18 protein-coding genes are annotated in these 16289 nt (G+C 49.1%); 10 read left to right on the top strand and 8 right to left on the bottom strand.

Annotation, left to right across the window (positions count from 1 at the left end):
• Positions 1 to 20: 20 nt before the first annotated feature.
• Genes BZG77_RS03220 through BZG77_RS03210 form a run of 3 tightly spaced genes read right to left on the bottom strand, consistent with a single transcriptional unit; the run spans position 21 to position 2978 of the window.
• Positions 21 to 1304, bottom strand: a complete 1284-nt coding sequence (locus BZG77_RS03220) for a TRAP transporter large permease (protein ID WP_077461401.1) — start codon at positions 1302 to 1304, stop codon at positions 21 to 23.
• Positions 1305 to 1320: 16 nt separating this feature from the next.
• Positions 1321 to 1896 (bottom strand): TRAP transporter small permease, encoded by a 576-nt coding sequence (locus BZG77_RS03215; RefSeq protein WP_077646166.1) that lies wholly within the window; start codon positions 1894 to 1896, stop codon positions 1321 to 1323.
• Between the two features lie 56 nt (positions 1897 to 1952).
• Positions 1953 to 2978: a TRAP transporter substrate-binding protein gene (locus BZG77_RS03210; RefSeq protein WP_198532379.1), complete on the bottom strand. Its 1026-nt coding sequence runs from the start codon at positions 2976 to 2978 to the stop codon at positions 1953 to 1955.
• Between the two features lie 587 nt (positions 2979 to 3565).
• On the opposite strand from BZG77_RS03210, the gene ppiC reads away from it, so the two are divergent.
• From ppiC to BZG77_RS03180, 7 genes are all read left to right on the top strand, one after another.
• Entirely contained in the window at positions 3566 to 3847 is a 282-nt protein-coding gene (ppiC, locus tag BZG77_RS03205; protein WP_077646164.1) for a peptidylprolyl isomerase PpiC, read from the top strand.
• A 218-nt stretch (positions 3848 to 4065) separates the two neighbouring features.
• On the top strand, positions 4066 to 5415 hold the full coding sequence (locus BZG77_RS03200) for an alpha-amylase family protein (protein WP_077646232.1): 1350 nt from the start codon (positions 4066 to 4068) through the stop codon (positions 5413 to 5415).
• Between the two features lie 74 nt (positions 5416 to 5489).
• Complete coding sequence (locus BZG77_RS14820; protein ID WP_021024498.1) at positions 5490 to 5627, top strand: hypothetical protein; 138 nt, start codon at positions 5490 to 5492, stop codon at positions 5625 to 5627.
• A 417-nt stretch (positions 5628 to 6044) separates the two neighbouring features.
• Positions 6045 to 6224: an ATP-binding cassette domain-containing protein gene (locus tag BZG77_RS15020; protein ID WP_338012818.1), complete on the top strand. Its 180-nt coding sequence runs from the start codon at positions 6045 to 6047 to the stop codon at positions 6222 to 6224.
• Positions 6225 to 6236: 12 nt separating this feature from the next.
• On the top strand, positions 6237 to 6884 hold the full coding sequence (locus BZG77_RS03190; protein WP_241844092.1) for a hypothetical protein: 648 nt from the start codon (positions 6237 to 6239) through the stop codon (positions 6882 to 6884).
• A complete protein-coding gene (locus BZG77_RS03185) occupies positions 6881 to 7639 on the top strand; it encodes a DUF3307 domain-containing protein (RefSeq protein ID WP_077646162.1) in 759 nt (252 codons plus the stop codon). Before BZG77_RS03190 ends, BZG77_RS03185 begins: the two co-directional genes overlap by 4 nt.
• Before the next feature lie 204 nt (positions 7640 to 7843).
• Entirely contained in the window at positions 7844 to 10003 is a 2160-nt protein-coding gene (locus BZG77_RS03180) for a S9 family peptidase (protein WP_077646161.1), read from the top strand.
• Positions 10004 to 10114: 111 nt separating this feature from the next.
• Here BZG77_RS03180 and BZG77_RS03175 read toward each other — a convergent pair whose 3' ends face one another.
• Positions 10115 to 10882 carry a siderophore-interacting protein gene (locus BZG77_RS03175; protein WP_077646160.1) on the bottom strand — a complete coding sequence of 256 codons (768 nt, stop codon included), beginning with the start codon at positions 10880 to 10882 and terminating at the stop codon, positions 10115 to 10117.
• 166 nt (positions 10883 to 11048) lie between these two features.
• On the opposite strand from BZG77_RS03175, the gene BZG77_RS03170 reads away from it, so the two are divergent.
• From BZG77_RS03170 to BZG77_RS03160, 3 genes are all read left to right on the top strand, one after another.
• Complete coding sequence (locus BZG77_RS03170; protein WP_077646159.1) at positions 11049 to 11432, top strand: cytochrome b562; 384 nt, start codon at positions 11049 to 11051, stop codon at positions 11430 to 11432.
• Positions 11433 to 11470: 38 nt separating this feature from the next.
• Entirely contained in the window at positions 11471 to 12214 is a 744-nt protein-coding gene (locus BZG77_RS03165; protein WP_439438230.1) for a lipoate--protein ligase family protein, read from the top strand.
• 65 nt (positions 12215 to 12279) lie between these two features.
• Positions 12280 to 13011 carry a glutamine amidotransferase-related protein gene (locus BZG77_RS03160; protein WP_077646157.1) on the top strand — a complete coding sequence of 244 codons (732 nt, stop codon included), beginning with the start codon at positions 12280 to 12282 and terminating at the stop codon, positions 13009 to 13011.
• A gap of 93 nt (positions 13012 to 13104) precedes the next feature.
• On the opposite strand, the gene pcp is transcribed toward BZG77_RS03160, so the two are convergent.
• The 4 genes from pcp to BZG77_RS03140 form a co-directional block, all read right to left on the bottom strand.
• Positions 13105 to 13749, bottom strand: coding sequence for a pyroglutamyl-peptidase I (pcp, locus tag BZG77_RS03155; protein ID WP_077646156.1), 645 nt, complete (start codon positions 13747 to 13749; stop codon positions 13105 to 13107).
• A 74-nt stretch (positions 13750 to 13823) separates the two neighbouring features.
• A complete protein-coding gene (msrB, locus tag BZG77_RS03150; protein ID WP_077646155.1) occupies positions 13824 to 14963 on the bottom strand; it encodes a peptide-methionine (R)-S-oxide reductase MsrB in 1140 nt (379 codons plus the stop codon).
• A 133-nt stretch (positions 14964 to 15096) separates the two neighbouring features.
• Positions 15097 to 15807, bottom strand: coding sequence for an LrgB family protein (locus tag BZG77_RS03145; RefSeq protein WP_077646231.1), 711 nt, complete (start codon positions 15805 to 15807; stop codon positions 15097 to 15099).
• A 6-nt stretch (positions 15808 to 15813) separates the two neighbouring features.
• Positions 15814 to 16242: a CidA/LrgA family protein gene (locus tag BZG77_RS03140; protein WP_077646154.1), complete on the bottom strand. Its 429-nt coding sequence runs from the start codon at positions 16240 to 16242 to the stop codon at positions 15814 to 15816.
• Positions 16243 to 16289: the final 47 nt, after the last annotated feature.

Below are 16289 nucleotides of genomic sequence, written 5' to 3'. Positions count from 1 at the left end.
CAATGACTCCTGTTGTTTAGTTACCCAAACGCGATATCACGTAGGAATAACGCAATCTGCGGGAACATCACCAACAGCGCGGCTGATAGAAGCAGCATCGCGATAAAAGGCCCCGTTCCGCGGATAACTTCCCAATAGGGTTTTTTGAAAATGGCAATGGCCGTGAAAATATCACAACCAAATGGCGGAGTGGCTGAGCCAATCGCGACTTGCAAGGTGATCACAATCCCAACATGGACAGGATCAAGACTAGTCGCTTCTATCGCAGGTGCAAATATGGGCGTTAATACCAAAATCACTACAATCGGATCAACGAACATACAAGCAACGAAAAAGGCGATAGAGATAGATGCCAAGACACCCATCGGCCCCATTTGGCTGATCCCCACGGCCTCGAGAATGGTCTGCGGAATTTGCGCGAATGAAATAATCCAAGAAAATCCATTACCGACGCCGACAAGAATAAAGACCACCGCGGTGATTAAGCCCGTTGACCGTGCAATGATGAACACGTCTTTACGGCTCAATGATCGGAATACGCCAAACTCAAGAATCATGGCATAAAGCACACACACGGCCGCTGCTTCGGTTGGACTAAAGACGCCGCCATAAATACCCCCAACAATGATGAGTGGGAACATCAGTGGCCATAATGCTTTGCGCGTCGCCGTGAGACGTTCGCTCCAACTGGCTTTGGGTTCCGTTGGTACTTTATTGACAGTGGCGTAATACAAACAGTAAAGCGAGAAGAAGGTGAGGATCATTAGGCCTGGGCCTATCCCGGCGATAAAGAGTTCAGCAATCGATGTTTCCGAGATCACGCCATAAATAATCATGCCGATACTGGGTGGGATCAAAAAGGCGATATCACTGGCATTGATGATTAAGGCAAGCGAAAACGAATCACTGTAGCCAGCGCGAAGCAATTTAGGGCGTAGGGCTGAGCCTACTGCGACAACGGTGGCTTGGGTAGAACCTGATACCGCACCAAATAAGGTACAAGAGGTCGCGGTGCTGATCGCTAAGCCACCACGAATATGGCCGATAAAGGTCATGACCATATCAATTAAGCGATTCGCTGATTGCCCCCGAGTCATGATATCAGCAGCAAGAATAAACATAGGAACAGCAATTAACGAGGCAGGCCGAATGCCGCCTAACACTTGCTGAATAAAGGTATCCATTTGACCGACACCGCCAAACATCATGTAAAAACCGGTTAAGGCGGCAGCCGTAAGTGGAATCATCATCGGAAAGCCGAGCACGAGCAAGACAATCATGATGAGCATTAAAGTCATGGCCATAGTGGTTGGTGCCTATTTAAACTTCACTTTCAGTCTCAGCGTAACCGTCAAGCACGCCAGCGGAGAGATAAACATCGGGTGATGTGAGATTTTTATAGACAGTCAACCCGTACTGAATGCCGGTGACGATAAAGCCCAGTGGTACCCAGATATAAATCCACCAAATCTCGAAGCCAAGTGCTGGCAAGATACGACCGCGGTCATATACGGAGACAATGTATTGATAAGAAAAATACGCCAACACCAGCATGATAAGGCCTGTGATCAGCGCGATGCTTGTCATTAGAATTTTTCTGCCTTTGAAAGGCAGAGTGTCATACAGAGCAGACATACGAATGTGGCGACCATGTCTCGCCGCGTAGCCAATCCCTGCAAAGGTGATTAAAACAATTAAAATACGATTGATTTCGCCAGAAAAAAACAAGCCCTGCCCAAAACCAAAGCGTGCAATAACGTTAACACAGGTATTCAGGGCCATTAAGAGCACACCGGCAGCCAACATAAAGGATTCGATTTTACAAATCAGGGTATCCAGTTTGCCAAGGAGGCCAGGTAGCTCGGAGTGGTACTTGAGAGAGTCGGAATCGGTCATTGCGTATTCCTCAAATAAACAGGCACCGCGTGGGGCGGTGCCTGTACGACTGACAACTAGTTAGTAACGGCTTCCAAGTCTTTCTTAAACTGGTTAAGAAGTGCTTTACCGCTTTCACCGGTCATTTCATAGAAGGTTTCTTCCACTTGTGGTGCACGTGCTTTAAATTTCTCGATCTGTGCATCGGTCAAGCGTGTCACGGTCACCTCGTCACTTGCCGACTGAATTTTATCGAGCGATTTCTCTGCAAGACCACGGATGTGTTGAACCGTTTCGTTGAAGGCATAATCAGCGGCATCACGGATCATTGCTTGATCATCAGAAGACAAACCATCAAAGAACTCTTTGTTCGCCATTGATGCAGTGGTGAACCAACCATGGTGTGTGAAGATTAAGTTAGGTGATACTTCGTWCAAACCGCCTGATTCAATCCAGAAAATCGGGTTTTCTTGGCCTTGAATCATGTTGGTTTGTAGCGCGCCGTATACCTCACCCCACGGTAATGGCGTTGGCGTTGCACCAAACGCTTCGTAGGTAGATGACAGCAGTGGATTAGTCATCACACGAATTTTCTTCCCTTCCAGGTCTGCAGGTTCGGTGACAGGCTCGTCTGCTGTCATCACCATTTCACCCTCTGGATACATTTTGAGTAGCTCAAGGCCCTGCTCTTCATAAAGCTCAGGGAAGTTTTCATTGACCGCTTTACTCTGGCGGAAGAACTCTACCACAGTGTCCATTTCCGTTGGCATCAGATAAGGGATAAAGAAGATTTGTGCTTCAGGGATTAACGAACCAGTAAAGCCGGGTGATTGGTTAACAAATTGCAAGATGCCCGCTTGAGTTTGCTCCATGATATCGTCAGACTCGCCGAGCTCGCCAAAGCGATAAATTTGCAATGAGTGGTCTGAGTTATCTTCAATGTACTCCTTAAATTTGTGTGCATAGACGTCCTGCACGTCACCTTCGTACTCCTCGTGGGCATAACGCCAAGTGTCGGCATTGGCCATGGCTGAGAAGCCTAATGCGGCGGCAACGCATGAAATTGCAGTCAATTGCTTAAGGTGGCTATAAATGGACATCATGTCCCTCCGATATGTGGATTAGCTTTCAATCGTGGTGAACGAGAGTGTGATTAAGATCCTTTTCTCAGTGAGTGAGGTGGCAGTTCTGGCCTCTCTCTCCTATACCCGTAAAAGCATCTGCCAATGTTTTTACACAAATAACAGACAATACAAACAGCTTAACCATCAGAGGTGTAATTATTAAAGCCAGATGAATATCAACGTGTCAGCAGTGTGATATAGATCTCTTTTTGATGCTTTTTATGATGATGAGCGCTGTTTTCTCTAACGTTTTTTTTCACAAAAATGCGATCAAATCAGCATTTTAAGGGGTGTTGATGCGGTAGCGATAGATGGCAACCAAAAGCAGTCGGGAATGACTAAACTGGATAGAGCTGGCATTAAAAAGGCCGGAGGAGGGGGGTTTTTCCTATTTTATGTTTCCACCTCTAATCAATATGTGCTGATTTTTGTGCTAATCCTCATCTTCGCCGATATCATTGCCTGGGTTCCCTTCGTATAAGTCGGCTCTGGTCGCCTTACAATTCTTGTTATCCAGCGGAAGAAATCCGGTATACTAAGCGGCTTTAATTTTACGAGACGTCCTGATGGCCAAAAAAGCAGCAGCCCTTCATATATTGGTGAAAGACAAATCGCAAGCAACTTCTTTGCTAGACCAGCTTAAAAAAGGTGCAAACTTTCAAACGCTTGCGAAAAAGCACTCGCAATGTCCATCGGGGAAACGCGGTGGTGACCTGGGCGAATTTCGTCGTGGTGACATGGCACCGCCTTTCGATAAAGCAGTATTCAGTGGTGAATTACTGCATCCTCTTGGGCCGATAAAAACCAAATTCGGCTGGCATATCATTAAAGTACTTTACCGCACCTAACGTTGCTCGCACTCACTGGCATTCGCGAGATCACGCGGTTAAGCGTGTCAGACACTGGATAACCCTCAGCCAAACACCCACTACGCCTTGCTTATCATCCTTACACAAGAAGCCAAAGGAGGAGGGCGGCGCGTGTATAGCGTTTATAATTTTGGCTATTGAATTAGCCATCAACAACGGGATCACAGTCGATGCCTAAACGCGATGAGAAGACAGATATGAACGGTTTACAAGATACCCAATCAATGGGAGCCAATGTTATCTTGCATGCTTTTGATTGGAAGTACGCGGATATTGCCCAACGCGCGGCGGAGATCAGCGCGCTAGGATATGGCTCGGTGCTGGTGTCCCCTCCGATGAAAAGCGAGCAAGATGAATGCTGGTGGCTAAGGTACCAGCCGCAAGATTATCGTGTCATTGAAAATGCACTCGGAAACACCACGGACTTTAAAGCGATGGTTGCAGCGTTAAACCGTGTTGGTGTGTTTACGTACGTCGATGTGGTTTTCAATCATATGGCCAATGAGGCGCATGCCCGCACTGACTTGAATTATCCAAGCCGAACGGTGATGGCAACCTATCAAACCCATGAAGAACGCTATCGCGAACTGACATTATTTGGCGACTTATCTCAGCCACTGTTTACTGAGCAGGACTTCGTCGATGCGTTTGGCATACAAGATTGGAAAGACACCTGGCAAGTACAAAACGGGCGCATTAGTGGCGGACCTAGCGATCCGGGGTTGCCGACACTGCGGGTGTGTGATCATGTGATAGCGCAGCAACGTGCCTACCTTAAGGCGTTAAAAGTAATTGGCGTGAAAGGTTTTCGGATTGATGCGGCCAAGCACATGACCTTAGAGCACCTCAAACGCGTGTGGACCGATGATATTACCCATGATGCGCATATTTTTGGCGAAATCATCACAGATGGTGGCGCAAGCAAAGAAGAGTATGAACTCTTTCTGGCTCCCTATTTACAAGAAACATGTTTAGGTGCCTACGACTTTCCGCTGTTCTCAACGCTTTATCAGGCTTTTTCCAACCCAGGCAGCCTCAAATCCTTGATTGACCCTTACTGCTTTGGCCAAGCGTTATCACGAGGGCGTGCAATTACTTTTGCCATTACCCATGACATTCCCAACAATGATGTTTTCTTGGATTTGGTGATGGACGAAGCGAGCGAGTGGCTGGCTTACGCATATATCTTGGGGCGTGATGGTGGCGTGCCACTGATTTATACCGATCTTGATACCAGTGGTATCAAAGGGGAAGACGGCCAACCACGCTGGCAAAATGCGTGGAAAGATCCAAAGATGGTGCAAATGATCGCCTTCCATAATTTGACCCATGGTGAGCCCATGCGTGTCTTGGAAGCGACCGATGACCGGTTGGTGATAAAGCGGGGCGACGCTGGAATATTGGTGTTAAATAAATCACTCAATCCTCAATCACTCTCAGTGACGCTGGAAAATGATTGGACTGATCTGCTAACGGGCGTCACGGTCTCGAGCGAGCAACATATTGATGTTGCAGCCCAATCGGCGATGATGCTCGTGCCGGCGTAATGCTGTTGCGAGCGGCCATTCTGTTGGTGATAAAGTACTGATTCATTGTGCTGACGTGTTCGAACCAGTGATTGATGGTCAAGGTGTTGTTGGCCCAAGCCGATGATGCGCTTTATCAGGCGAAGTATGATGGAAAAAATACCTTTAAAGTGTACGTCTCGGCACTGGAAAGCGTCCCTCATGACGCCAAGCATATACCTAATATCGCTTGATGTATGCATATTTAGATTTCATGCACAAAATTGACTTCACCGATGAGGTTCATTATCCTCCGACGCTCATGTTGATATTTCGACTCTCTATGATGATTTATATTCTATTTAAGAACTTCGTAAGAAGGCTTGGCTCCGCGCAAATACACGATGAAGTGTTGCTCGGAGCTTAACATCACATCTTCATCAGGTATTGCCATGCGTACTCTTCGCAGGGCTTCCAGTATCTGATGTAAAGACGCGATAGAGAGTGAGGCCGGTGATGCTCCATCACCGGCCTTTTTGCATTCTGATCACAGCAGAATGCATCCATTTTAATGATGACGAAATGCCGGTACTTGTTACCGGCTTTTTTTATGGATAAGAAACATGAGCTTATTAGTGATTGAAAACATCCGTTTCTAAATTGAGGATAAAGTGTTGTACCAAGATGCGAGCATAGTGCTACATCATGGTGAGCATGTTGGCGTGACGGGTGCGAACGGTGTGGGGAAAAGTACCCTGTTGAAAATGCTGCAAGGGGAACTATCTTTTTGCTATTTATGGGTAAATTTGTATTTTTTGCCAAAAAAAGCTAAATTTGACGGAATTGGTTAACAGGGATGAATGATGGCGACAGCACGCAAGTCACCCATTGCGGTGATCAGTGGCGATCTGGTGGATTCGACTGCCTTAAATCGAGATGAGTATGAGCGAGTACTCGCGCAAATCAAAACCATACAAGCCCATATTTCACAAGCGCATCGCGCTAATCAGCACAGCATTATACGCGGTGATGAGTTTCAATCTGTGATCCATGATGTGGCGAACGCGCTTCACTATGTCGTGATGTATCGTGTCGCCATCAAAGCACTGGGAAAACCGTTTGATTGTCGCATCAGCTTTGCGATTGCCGAGCAAGCGGATTTGCGTGAGTCGGTGTCAGAGTCAATGGGACAGGCTTTTGTGTTATCTGGTCGTGGCTTAAAAGCAATGAAAAACCAGCGGCTGGCTTTTTTCTGCGCCAATACCGATCTTGAAGACAGATTTGCATTGCTGATCCGTTATCTTGACCGGCAACTCAGCGATGTGACATCTCGTCAATGCGAAATGATGTTGCCTTTATTACAGCGTGATCAACCACTTGCGTACGGCGAGTTAGCGGCCGCGCTTGGGGTCGCGAATGCAACCGTGAGTAAGTCCCTTAAAGCGGCGGGCTGGGAGCTTATTGAGGCATTGTTGGCCGAGTTTCAGCAAACTGTGGGGGCACACGTATGATGGCCTTCCTTTCTTTGCTGGTTCCCTTGTTACTAACTCATCTTATTTATGATTTCTATCTACAGCCTACGAATTGGTGGACGAAATCGACACCACGCGCGCGAATAATGGATTGGACGGTAGGACCGCTCCTCTACGGTTTATGTTTACTGGTGCCTGCGGTGTTTTGGACTCAAAACATCTCGCCGCTGTTGGGCGTATTGGCGGTTGGCATAATCACCAAGCGCGTAGTGGCCGTGCTTGATGGTCAACTTGTCGCGCAGTCATCACTGGTCCGTTTCACGGTGAGCCAAGGCATACACCTTGTGGTACTAGGGCTAATTGCCCTGAGTTTTGTGGCGCAGCCGCCTTGGATTGGACTGACCGAGATGCCTCTGTTTAGCGAGATCGTCGTAATTGGCACGGGCTATTTATTGATCTTAAAGCCGACATCAGTATTGATTGGTCATGTGTTACAGCGCTTTACGGTCACGTTGGATTCACCCTCTGATCATCAACACGATTATCATGGCCTCGTGGCTGCGGGAGCGTTGATTGGCTATTTAGAGCGTATTTTGATCCTGACCTTTACCTTACTTGGCAGCTATACGGCCGTCGGTTTTGTCCTGGCAGCTAAGTCGATTTTCCGCTTTGGTGAGCTGACGCGTTCTGCCGATCGCAGCCTAACCGAATACGTTTTAATTGGTTCGTTATTGTCGGTAGTGATCACGACATTAGTGGGCATTGTGATCACACAAAGCCTCACTTTTCTATAATTAGCCTTTTATAGCTAAAAGATAAGAATTAGCTTTTTTAGGCTTAAAACATGGACTGGTATTAAGAAACGATGTGTCAGTCAGTCATTTGGCGAACGATAAAAAGAACATTGTTTATTGGAACTTGCTTGATGCCCTCAGGTCATTAATAGGATGCTTGTTTGTTAAATTACTGTTATGGCTAAATAAACCTGAAGGAAAAGTATGTCCCGACACATTTTACTCACCGGAGCACTGGCGGTGTCCTTGCTCTCAGGGTGCAGTTTTCAAGGAGAGTCACACGTGAAAGCTTCCAGCCCAGGCGAACTGAGTGCGCCTGTCGCGAAAAAAATCCCTCATGAAATGACCATTCACGGCGACACGCGCGTGGATAACTACTATTGGATGCGTGACGATGCACGCCAAGATCCTGATGTGATCGCTCATCTTAATCAAGAAAACGCCTATGCCGATCAGGTGCTCGCGCACACTGAGCCAATGCAGGCCAAACTATTCGATGAAATCAAAGGGCGTATCGTCAAAGACGATGCCTCGGTGCCCGTAAAAAAAGGTAGTTATTTCTATTCCAGTGAAGTGGAAGGCGACGATGAATATCGCACCTATGTGCGTGCGAAAGACTTTGCGAGCACCGACAAAACGGTGATTTTGGATGTCAACGCGCTCGCAAAAGGGCATGAGTTTTACAGCATTGGCCAACTGAGCGTCAGTCCAAACGAAAACCTATTAGCGTATGGAGAAGATACTCTCAGCCGCCGCGTTTATACCATTCAAGTTAAAGACCTCACTACCGGTGAGTACCTCGATGATAAGGTTGAAGGCGCCTCGAGCAGTATTGTGTGGCAGAACGACAACCAAGCCTTTTACTACATCAAAAAAGATCCGCAAACCTTGCTAGGGTATCAGGTGTATCGCCACCGTTTGGGGACTCCACAATCCGCTGATGATTTAATTTACGAAGAAACCGATACCAGCTACTACACCGGCTTGAGCAAAAGCAAAGACGGTGAACAAATCTTTATTTGGCACGCCAGCACTGAAACCAGCGGCGTATCGCTCGTGGATGCCAATGATCCGAATGCTACCGCCCAAACGTTTTATCCGCGAGAAACCGGCATAGAATATGAAGTGGCGAAGCGTGGCGAGTGGTATTACATCTATACCAACTACCAAGCAGTCAACTTCCGCTTGATGAAGGTACACCAAAGCGAGCGTGACGATCGCAGCCAATGGCAAGATGTGATCGCGCCAAACGATAAGGTGCAGTTGGTTGATTTCACCCTGTTCGACAACCATCTAGTGTACGAGCAGCGTGAAAATGGCTTGCCGCGTACCACGGTGCAAAACCTGATTAACGGTGATGAATATCCGTTGCAGTTTGATGATTCGGCTTATGCGGCTTATCTGACGGGCAACGCAGAAATGGATAATACCGCTGTGCGTGTGTACTACACCAGCTTGACCACGCCGGGCACCTACTACGAGTTTGACTTGGCGTCGGGCGAGCGTGAAATGCTCAAACAAAACCAAGTGCTGGGCGATTTCAATCCGGACAACTACCAGTCAGAGCGGGTGATGATCACCGCACGTGATGGTGCGCAGGTGCCTGTGTCTTTGGTGTATCGCACAGACCGCTTCAAAAAAGACGGCACTAATCCGCTTTATCAATACGGCTATGGTTCATACGGCGCCACCATGGAGCCCACGTTCTCCACCACGCGTTTAAGCTTGTTGGATCGCGGCTTTGTGTTTGCGATTGCGCATATTCGCGGTTCTGAAATGCTAGGTCGTCCTTGGTATGACGATGGTAAAAAGCTTACCAAAAAGAATACCTTTAACGACTTTATTGATGTGACCCAAGCGCTCACCGCGCAAGGCTATGGCGATAAAGACAAGGTATTTGCCGTCGGCGGCTCAGCCGGTGGTCTGTTAATGGGGGCGATCATCAACCAAGCGCCAGAGCTGTATTTAGGGGTGGCCGCGCATGTGCCGTTTGTGGATATTGTCACCACCATGTTGGATGAGTCGATTCCGCTGACCACTAACGAGTATGACGAGTGGGGCAACCCGAATGACAAAACCTACTACGAGTACATGCTCAGTTATTCACCGTACGACAATGTCAGCGCGCAAGACTACCCCAACTTGTTGGCCACCACAGGCTTGCATGACTCACAAGTGCAGTACTTTGAGCCGATGAAATGGGTCGCGAAACTGCGTGAGCTGAAAACCGACAACCATACGCTGGTGTTTAAAACCGACATGGAAGCCGGCCACGGCGGCGCATCGGGACGCTTTAAGCGTATTAAAGAAGACGCACTGGAATATGCCTTCTTCTTTGATTTGCTCGATAAGCAGGGTAACTAAGTTGACGACTAAACATTGAAGATCGAAAAAAGCGCCGCTATCGGCGCTTTTTTTATGCGGTTAGAGACGCGATAAGCACGCTCAATGTCGATAAAAACTAGGTGTTTRGGCCTACTGATTGTTCTCTGCATCTTCGCGCTTGATCACTTTGTGGCCTTCTTCGGTTACGCCATTTTTCCAATAGCTGCTGATGTAGATAAACTCGCGCTCAACATCACGATCGTTGCGGAAGTATTGGCGCAGTGCGCGCATGCTTTCAAATTCACAGGCACACCATACCGACACTTGCCCGGCTAACCAAGGCTGTGCTTTTACCGTCTCGGCCAACGTCGGGGTAGTTAGCCAAATGATCTCCATGCCTGTGGGAGCGTCGAGTGGTTGAGTATCCTCTTCGGTATCGAGTTGGATCACCGCATAGCCTTTGGCATCGCGAGGTAGGGTTTTGATCTTGGCCGATAGTGCCGGCAACGCGGTCATATCGGCCGCCATAAAGAACCAGTCCGCATCGCGATTAATCGGCGCAATCGTTCCAGGGCCGGCAATGTTAATGGTATCACCTACTTGGGCATTCAGTGCCCAGCGCGCGGCAAAGCCACAGTCGGTTCGTTCGATTTGGTGGCGAACCATATCCACCTCAATTTGTTGCTGGCCAGGCATAAAGCGGCGAATGGTGTAGGTACGCATTACGGGGCGCTCGCCTTCTGCTACTCCGCTCAGATCCGTGCTGCCCGCTTTATCAAACAGTAACTTGATATAGCTGCCTTCACAGTCAGCGGGGAAGTTCGCGAATGCGTCGCTTTGTAAGGTCAAGCGTTGCATATTGGGTGTGACGGTTTGGGTATCAATAACGTGAGTGAGGTGAGAGCTAGGCTGTTTCATATTATCTAACTTAAAATCATTATCATTTGCAATTAATCATACCACCTGGATGCGAGATGTGTAAGTGCTTTACATTGTTTTACGCTTCTTAGCTAGGCAATGCCGTGAGAAGTGAGTAATATAATGGCGCATTATTATTGCTAAAAAACAATTACATGGAGCAAAAATGAAGAAAGTTATACTTATGAGCGCGGTGGCGGTGTTGCTGTCGCTGAACGTGTCAGCCACTGAGCTCAAGCCGATCATGAAAGAAATGAAAATGACCTTCAAAGAAGCCGCCAGTGCACAAAGCATTGAAGCGATGCAAGTACCGGTCGCGAAATTAGAAACCTTGGTCGCGCAAGCCAAAGCCGGCAGCTACCCACCAGAAAAAGCGGATACCTTTATGGAAGGGTTCGATAAACTGGCGGTGACCCTGGATGAGATTGAGACGGCGCTGAGCCAAGGTGACCTCGACCAAGCAAAACAAGGCATGCGCCAAATCGATGCCTTGCGTGAAGAGTACCACGACAAACGCAACCCAAGCATTTGGCAGCGTTTGTTCGGTTAACAGTCGAATAATAGGAATATAACGACAGCAGGTGCATGATGGCGACTCAAAAAACGATTTTGCGTTATCCCTCGCTGTCGGTGGCGTCTGCGTTCGATAAAGAGCAGGCGCTGATCCGCCGGATAGAGCAGGGCGAGCTCAACGAGGCATTACTGCTTTGGCAGCCGGATGCGCAAACCTTGGTGCTGCCGGCGGGCCAAAAATGGCCACAAACCCCTGAATTACTCCGCGCCCTATCAGCGTTAGGGTGGCAAGTACAGAGCCGCCGAACTGGCGGCGCGCCGGTGCCGCAACTGCCCGGCGTGATTAACGTGTCTTATCTGACGGTGTGGCCGGCTAACACGCCGTATCATATCCAGACGGCTTACCAGTATTTTTGCACCATTTTACAGTCTTTTTTCCACCAGTTAGGCATTACGACCACGGTGGGTGATACGCCCAGATCGTATTGTGATGGTGACTACAACCTCAATATTGCCGGCAAAAAAGTGGTGGGAACCGCTCAACGTATTCTGCGTTTAGGCGCGGGTGCAGGCATGGGCGCAGCCAAACAAACGGTAATGCTGGCGCAGGCTTGCCTGCTGATTGATGCCGATTGCCAACATATTGTTGCCCCTGTATCGCTGTGTAATCGGCTTTGTGGTTACTCCGATCGCATTGAGGCCGAGGTGCATACCCCATTGTCGGCGCACCTAGATGAACTGCCGACAACCGAACAGCTGTTTCAGTTGTTGACTCAAGCGTTTCTAGCGAGGCCTCCACTCGTGGTGGGCAAGGCTTGAGGCCGCGGCTCAATATAGTATGCTTTAGCACCATCGTGCCTAAAACAAATCCCAAGGAGAGAGGAATGCGCGTCCATCTTGTTATTCACGAGGCGTTTGAAGGCCCAGGTGCTATTTTAGGTTGGTGTGATGAGCGTGCTTATCATGTGACTACCAGTCACTTATATCGGGACGAGCCATTGCCGGAAAGCGGTGAAGGCATTGATCTGCTAGTGGTACTCGGCGGGCCGCAAAGTCCAAATACGCCACAGTCTGAGTGCCCCCATTTTGATAGCCAGCGTGAGCAAGCGCTGATTAAGCAGTGTATCGAGCAAGGTAGTGCGGTATTGGGGATTTGCCTCGGTGCGCAACTGATTGGTGAAGCCTTGGGCGCGCCGTATCAGAAAAGTCCTGAGCCTGAGATTGGTTATTTCCCCATCCAGTTAACTGAAGATGGCCATATTGATGAGCATATGCCGCATTTTGCCCCACAAGAAATTGTGGGCCATTGGCACCATGATATGCCGGGGCTGACACCCAATAGTCGTGTACTGGCTAGCAGCGAAGGCTGTCCGCGCCAGATCGTGAAGTACGGACCACGGGTGTATGGCTTTCAATGCCACCTTGAGTTGACGCCTCTGGCGGTTGAAGGTTTACTGCAAGCCGCCTATCCAGAGGATGAGGCCGCTAATAAGCGCTTTATTCAAGACCCTGCCTCCATTCGCGCTTTTGACACGGCACCGATGAATGCGCACTTGTTTGCCTTTCTCGATAGCGTGCTGACCGACAACGATCTCGTCACTGAGTGGCTGTTTTAAGCGACTAGGTTGGGAGCACGGTATCCGCCACTGTGCTCCGCCTACTAAGCGTCATTGTTTGAGCTTCATCGTCTGAGCGCCATCTACCCTGCGTTAATGCAACATACCTTCACACACGGTGGTGACATCATCATCCAATAAACTCAACTCGATGACTATCTTCATAGCTGCCACCACATCAGCCACCGGCATGCTCGGGGCGCGATGTTTGCACGCTTGTGCTGGGCTGTAGGGAATATGAATAAAGCCGGCGCGTACCTCGGAATGATGAGCCAGCGCATGCATCAAGCCATAAAACACCTGGTTACACACAAAGGTGCCCGCGGTGTAAGACATACTGGCAGGATGATGGGCTTCGTGTAACGCGTTCACTAAACGGTTGAGGGGCAAGGTAGAAAAATAGGCATTGGGCCCAGATGACACCACCGGCGTACCATGCGGCTGCTTACCGGCGTTGTCGGGAATGGGCGCGTTCTGATAATTGATCGCCACCTTCTCAAAGCTTATCTCGGCGCGGCCACCGGCTTGGCCAAGGGCGATCACCATCACCGGACTGAGCGATTCTAACGCGCTGTGTAACGTCGGTAAGCTGTCTTCAAAGGTGCAGGGCAGCCGGACGGCTTTAACGATGCACTCCTCATTGGGCTGCCAGCCTTCTAATGCTTTTGCCACTTGCCAAGACGGGTTGTCACTCTCGCCGCCGAACGGTTCAAATCCGGTTATCAATATCGTGTGCATCCAATGCCTCGCATAAAAAAGCGGTAGAGCTGTACTCTACCGCAGGTTTCCAAGCCAATCACGCAAAGGTTGGTTTATTCAAACAGATAGAGATAATCCTCATAACCCGCCTCGGCCATTTTATCGACGGGCACAAAGCGCATCGCGGCTGAATTCATACAATAGCGCAAGCCGGTGGGTGCGGGACCATCCTCAAACACATGGCCAAGGTGCGAATCGGCGACTTTGCTGCGGACCTCGGTGCGCGTGTAGAACAGGGAGTTATCCGGCCTGGTAACCACATACTGCTCATTAATGGGCTGTGTGAAGCTCGGCCAGCCAGTACCAGATTTGTATTTATGAGTGGATGAGAACAGCGGCTCGCCCGAAACGATATCCACATAAATCCCCGCTTGCTTGTTGTCCCAATACGGATTTTGGAACGCAGGCTCAGTGCCATCTTCTTGGGTGACTTCATATTCCATATCTGACAACATCGCGCGAATTTTCTCATCCGAGGGGCGCGAGTAGCGGGTGTTCGTTGATGTCATCTCTTCCGCTTTTTGCGCATCAATCATCTCACGCAAGGTGACCGGATTGTCTTTGCGATCATCACCAAAAATCTCGTCCAGATACTGGTCACGCCCTGATGCATAGCGGTAGTAGCTATAGCGAATGCTGTGGTTTTTGTAGTAGTCCTGATGATAACTTTCTGCTGGCCAGAATTTCTCAAACGGGATTAACTCGGTTTTGAGCGGCTTTTTGAACACGCCTAACGCTTCAATTTCCGCCATAAAATCCGCGGAAATTTGTTTTTGTGTTTCAGAGCGATAAAAGATCGCGGGACGATATTGCGGGCCACGGTCAACGAACGAGCCTTGGTCATCGGTGGGATCGATATGACGGAAAAACTGATCCAGCACCTGTTCGTAATCCACGACTTTTGGGTCATAGGTGACATCAATCACCTCAATATGCCCACTGGTGCCGGACGAAACCTCTTTATAGGTGGGATTTTCCAGCTCACCGCCTGAGTAGCCAGACACCACATCAATCACGCCGTCGAGCTTTTCAAGATCAGCTTCCGTGCACCAAAAGCAGCCGCCAGCGAGGGTCGCCTTTTGGTAGCCTTGGTCTGTGGTGGCGGTATCTTTTACCGCCGCATAACTTGCTATCGATAGCAAGCTGAATATTGTGAACGCGATGACTCGCCAAATTGACTTACGCTGTTTCATTATTGCCTCGTTATCAGAGTTTGTCTGTGTAAGACCTGCTTACTGCGCAGAAACTTTCATCAACTCACTCATTTTTTATTGATAGCATTACATAGCGTACAAAGTCATATAAGGATCATTAAAGCGGTTAGGATCACCAAAGCAACTGGCCTAACACAGGTGCAAGTAACACAGTGACCATGCCGGCAATCATCATCACCACGCTAGATACTACCCCTTCTTCGTGACCAATTTGATATGCTTTAGCGGTACCGGCACCGTGGGCCGATGCACCCAAACTGGCGCCGCGTCCCAAGCGTGATCGAATCGCAATCACGGTCAAAATACTTTCACCAATCGCCATCCCAATGACCCCCGTGAGAACCACAAACAGCGCGGTGAGATCGCTTTGCCCGCCAATCGCTTTGGTGGCTTCTACGGCAAAAGGGGTAGTAATTGAGCGCATCGCCAAACTGCGTTGCAGCAGTTCAGACAGCTCAAACACCCGCGCTAACACCACAGTACTGGTAATCGCGACCAGCACCGACACAGTGACACCGATTGACAGGGATAACCAATGGCGGCGGATAAGCGCCCGGTTATCATACACTGGGATCGCAAACGCCACAGTCGCTGGACCCAGCAGCCACAGCAGCCAGTACGATTGCGCCATGTAGTCTTGATACGGGATATTAAACCCAACCACTACCGCGACAATCAGCAAGGGCGCGAGCAACAGTGGCATTACCAGAATGGAGGGGTGACGGCGATACAGCCATTTGCTCATATAATAAAAGCCAAGGGTCATTAAAAAGCAGGTAACGCTTAATAACGAGGCATGAAGCCAAGTAGGTAAAGCAGACATCATGGCTTAGCACTCCGGTTTTAGATCAGGGTGGTGCGTGTGATGGTTACTGCGGCGGCGCGCCATTTTAACCTCAAAACGATACACTTTATCGACCACCCAAGCGGTTGACGCAATCACCATCGCGGTACTTAAAATCAGTACAACCATGATCTTACCGCCTTCTCGCAGCAATAAATCTTGGTAGTTGACCACCGCCACCACCGCCGGCACAAAAAACAGCAACATCTCGGCTAACAGCCAGGCTGCCCCGCGACGCAACCAATCGGCACGGATAATTTTCAACATTAATGCGCCTAACAACAGCAACATACCGGTGAGGTTGGCTGGCAGCGGAATAGCAAAGGTTGTGACCAACCAATCAGACAAGAACCAAATGCCAGCAAGGACAAAGACTTGTAGTAGGGTAAGTAAGACGTTTTTAATCAATTGCATCGAAAGCGTGCCAAGAATCTGTGAGATGGCTCATAGTTTACGTCTTG

This window comes from Salinivibrio sp. IB643, from assembly GCF_001996105.1.
Classification (GTDB): domain Bacteria; phylum Pseudomonadota; class Gammaproteobacteria; order Enterobacterales; family Vibrionaceae; genus Salinivibrio; species Salinivibrio costicola.
This window is presented reverse-complemented; position numbering and strand designations above follow the sequence as displayed.

What these genes read in the sequence shown, in the direction of transcription:
- BZG77_RS03220 (WP_077461401.1), bottom strand. Translation starts at nt 1,304, where the DNA reads ATGGCCATGACTTTAATGCTCATCATGATTGTCTTGCTCGTGCTCGGC.
- BZG77_RS03215 (WP_077646166.1), bottom strand. Translation starts at nt 1,896, where the DNA reads ATGACCGATTCCGACTCTCTCAAGTACCACTCCGAGCTACCTGGCCTC.
- ppiC (WP_077646164.1), top strand. Translation starts at nt 3,566, where the DNA reads ATGGCCAAAAAAGCAGCAGCCCTTCATATATTGGTGAAAGACAAATCG.
- BZG77_RS03200 (WP_077646232.1), top strand. Translation starts at nt 4,066, where the DNA reads ATGAACGGTTTACAAGATACCCAATCAATGGGAGCCAATGTTATCTTG.
- BZG77_RS14820 (WP_021024498.1), top strand. Translation starts at nt 5,490, where the DNA reads ATGGTCAAGGTGTTGTTGGCCCAAGCCGATGATGCGCTTTATCAGGCG.
- BZG77_RS03190 (WP_241844092.1), top strand. Translation starts at nt 6,237, where the DNA reads ATGGCGACAGCACGCAAGTCACCCATTGCGGTGATCAGTGGCGATCTG.
- BZG77_RS03185 (WP_077646162.1), top strand. Translation starts at nt 6,881, where the DNA reads ATGATGGCCTTCCTTTCTTTGCTGGTTCCCTTGTTACTAACTCATCTT.
- BZG77_RS03180 (WP_077646161.1), top strand. Translation starts at nt 7,844, where the DNA reads ATGTCCCGACACATTTTACTCACCGGAGCACTGGCGGTGTCCTTGCTC.
- BZG77_RS03175 (WP_077646160.1), bottom strand. Translation starts at nt 10,882, where the DNA reads ATGAAACAGCCTAGCTCTCACCTCACTCACGTTATTGATACCCAAACC.
- BZG77_RS03170 (WP_077646159.1), top strand. Translation starts at nt 11,049, where the DNA reads ATGAAGAAAGTTATACTTATGAGCGCGGTGGCGGTGTTGCTGTCGCTG.
- BZG77_RS03165 (WP_439438230.1), top strand. Translation starts at nt 11,471, where the DNA reads ATGGCGACTCAAAAAACGATTTTGCGTTATCCCTCGCTGTCGGTGGCG.
- BZG77_RS03160 (WP_077646157.1), top strand. Translation starts at nt 12,280, where the DNA reads ATGCGCGTCCATCTTGTTATTCACGAGGCGTTTGAAGGCCCAGGTGCT.
- pcp (WP_077646156.1), bottom strand. Translation starts at nt 13,749, where the DNA reads ATGCACACGATATTGATAACCGGATTTGAACCGTTCGGCGGCGAGAGT.
- msrB (WP_077646155.1), bottom strand. Translation starts at nt 14,963, where the DNA reads ATGAAACAGCGTAAGTCAATTTGGCGAGTCATCGCGTTCACAATATTC.
- BZG77_RS03145 (WP_077646231.1), bottom strand. Translation starts at nt 15,807, where the DNA reads ATGTCTGCTTTACCTACTTGGCTTCATGCCTCGTTATTAAGCGTTACC.
- BZG77_RS03140 (WP_077646154.1), bottom strand. Translation starts at nt 16,242, where the DNA reads ATGCAATTGATTAAAAACGTCTTACTTACCCTACTACAAGTCTTTGTC.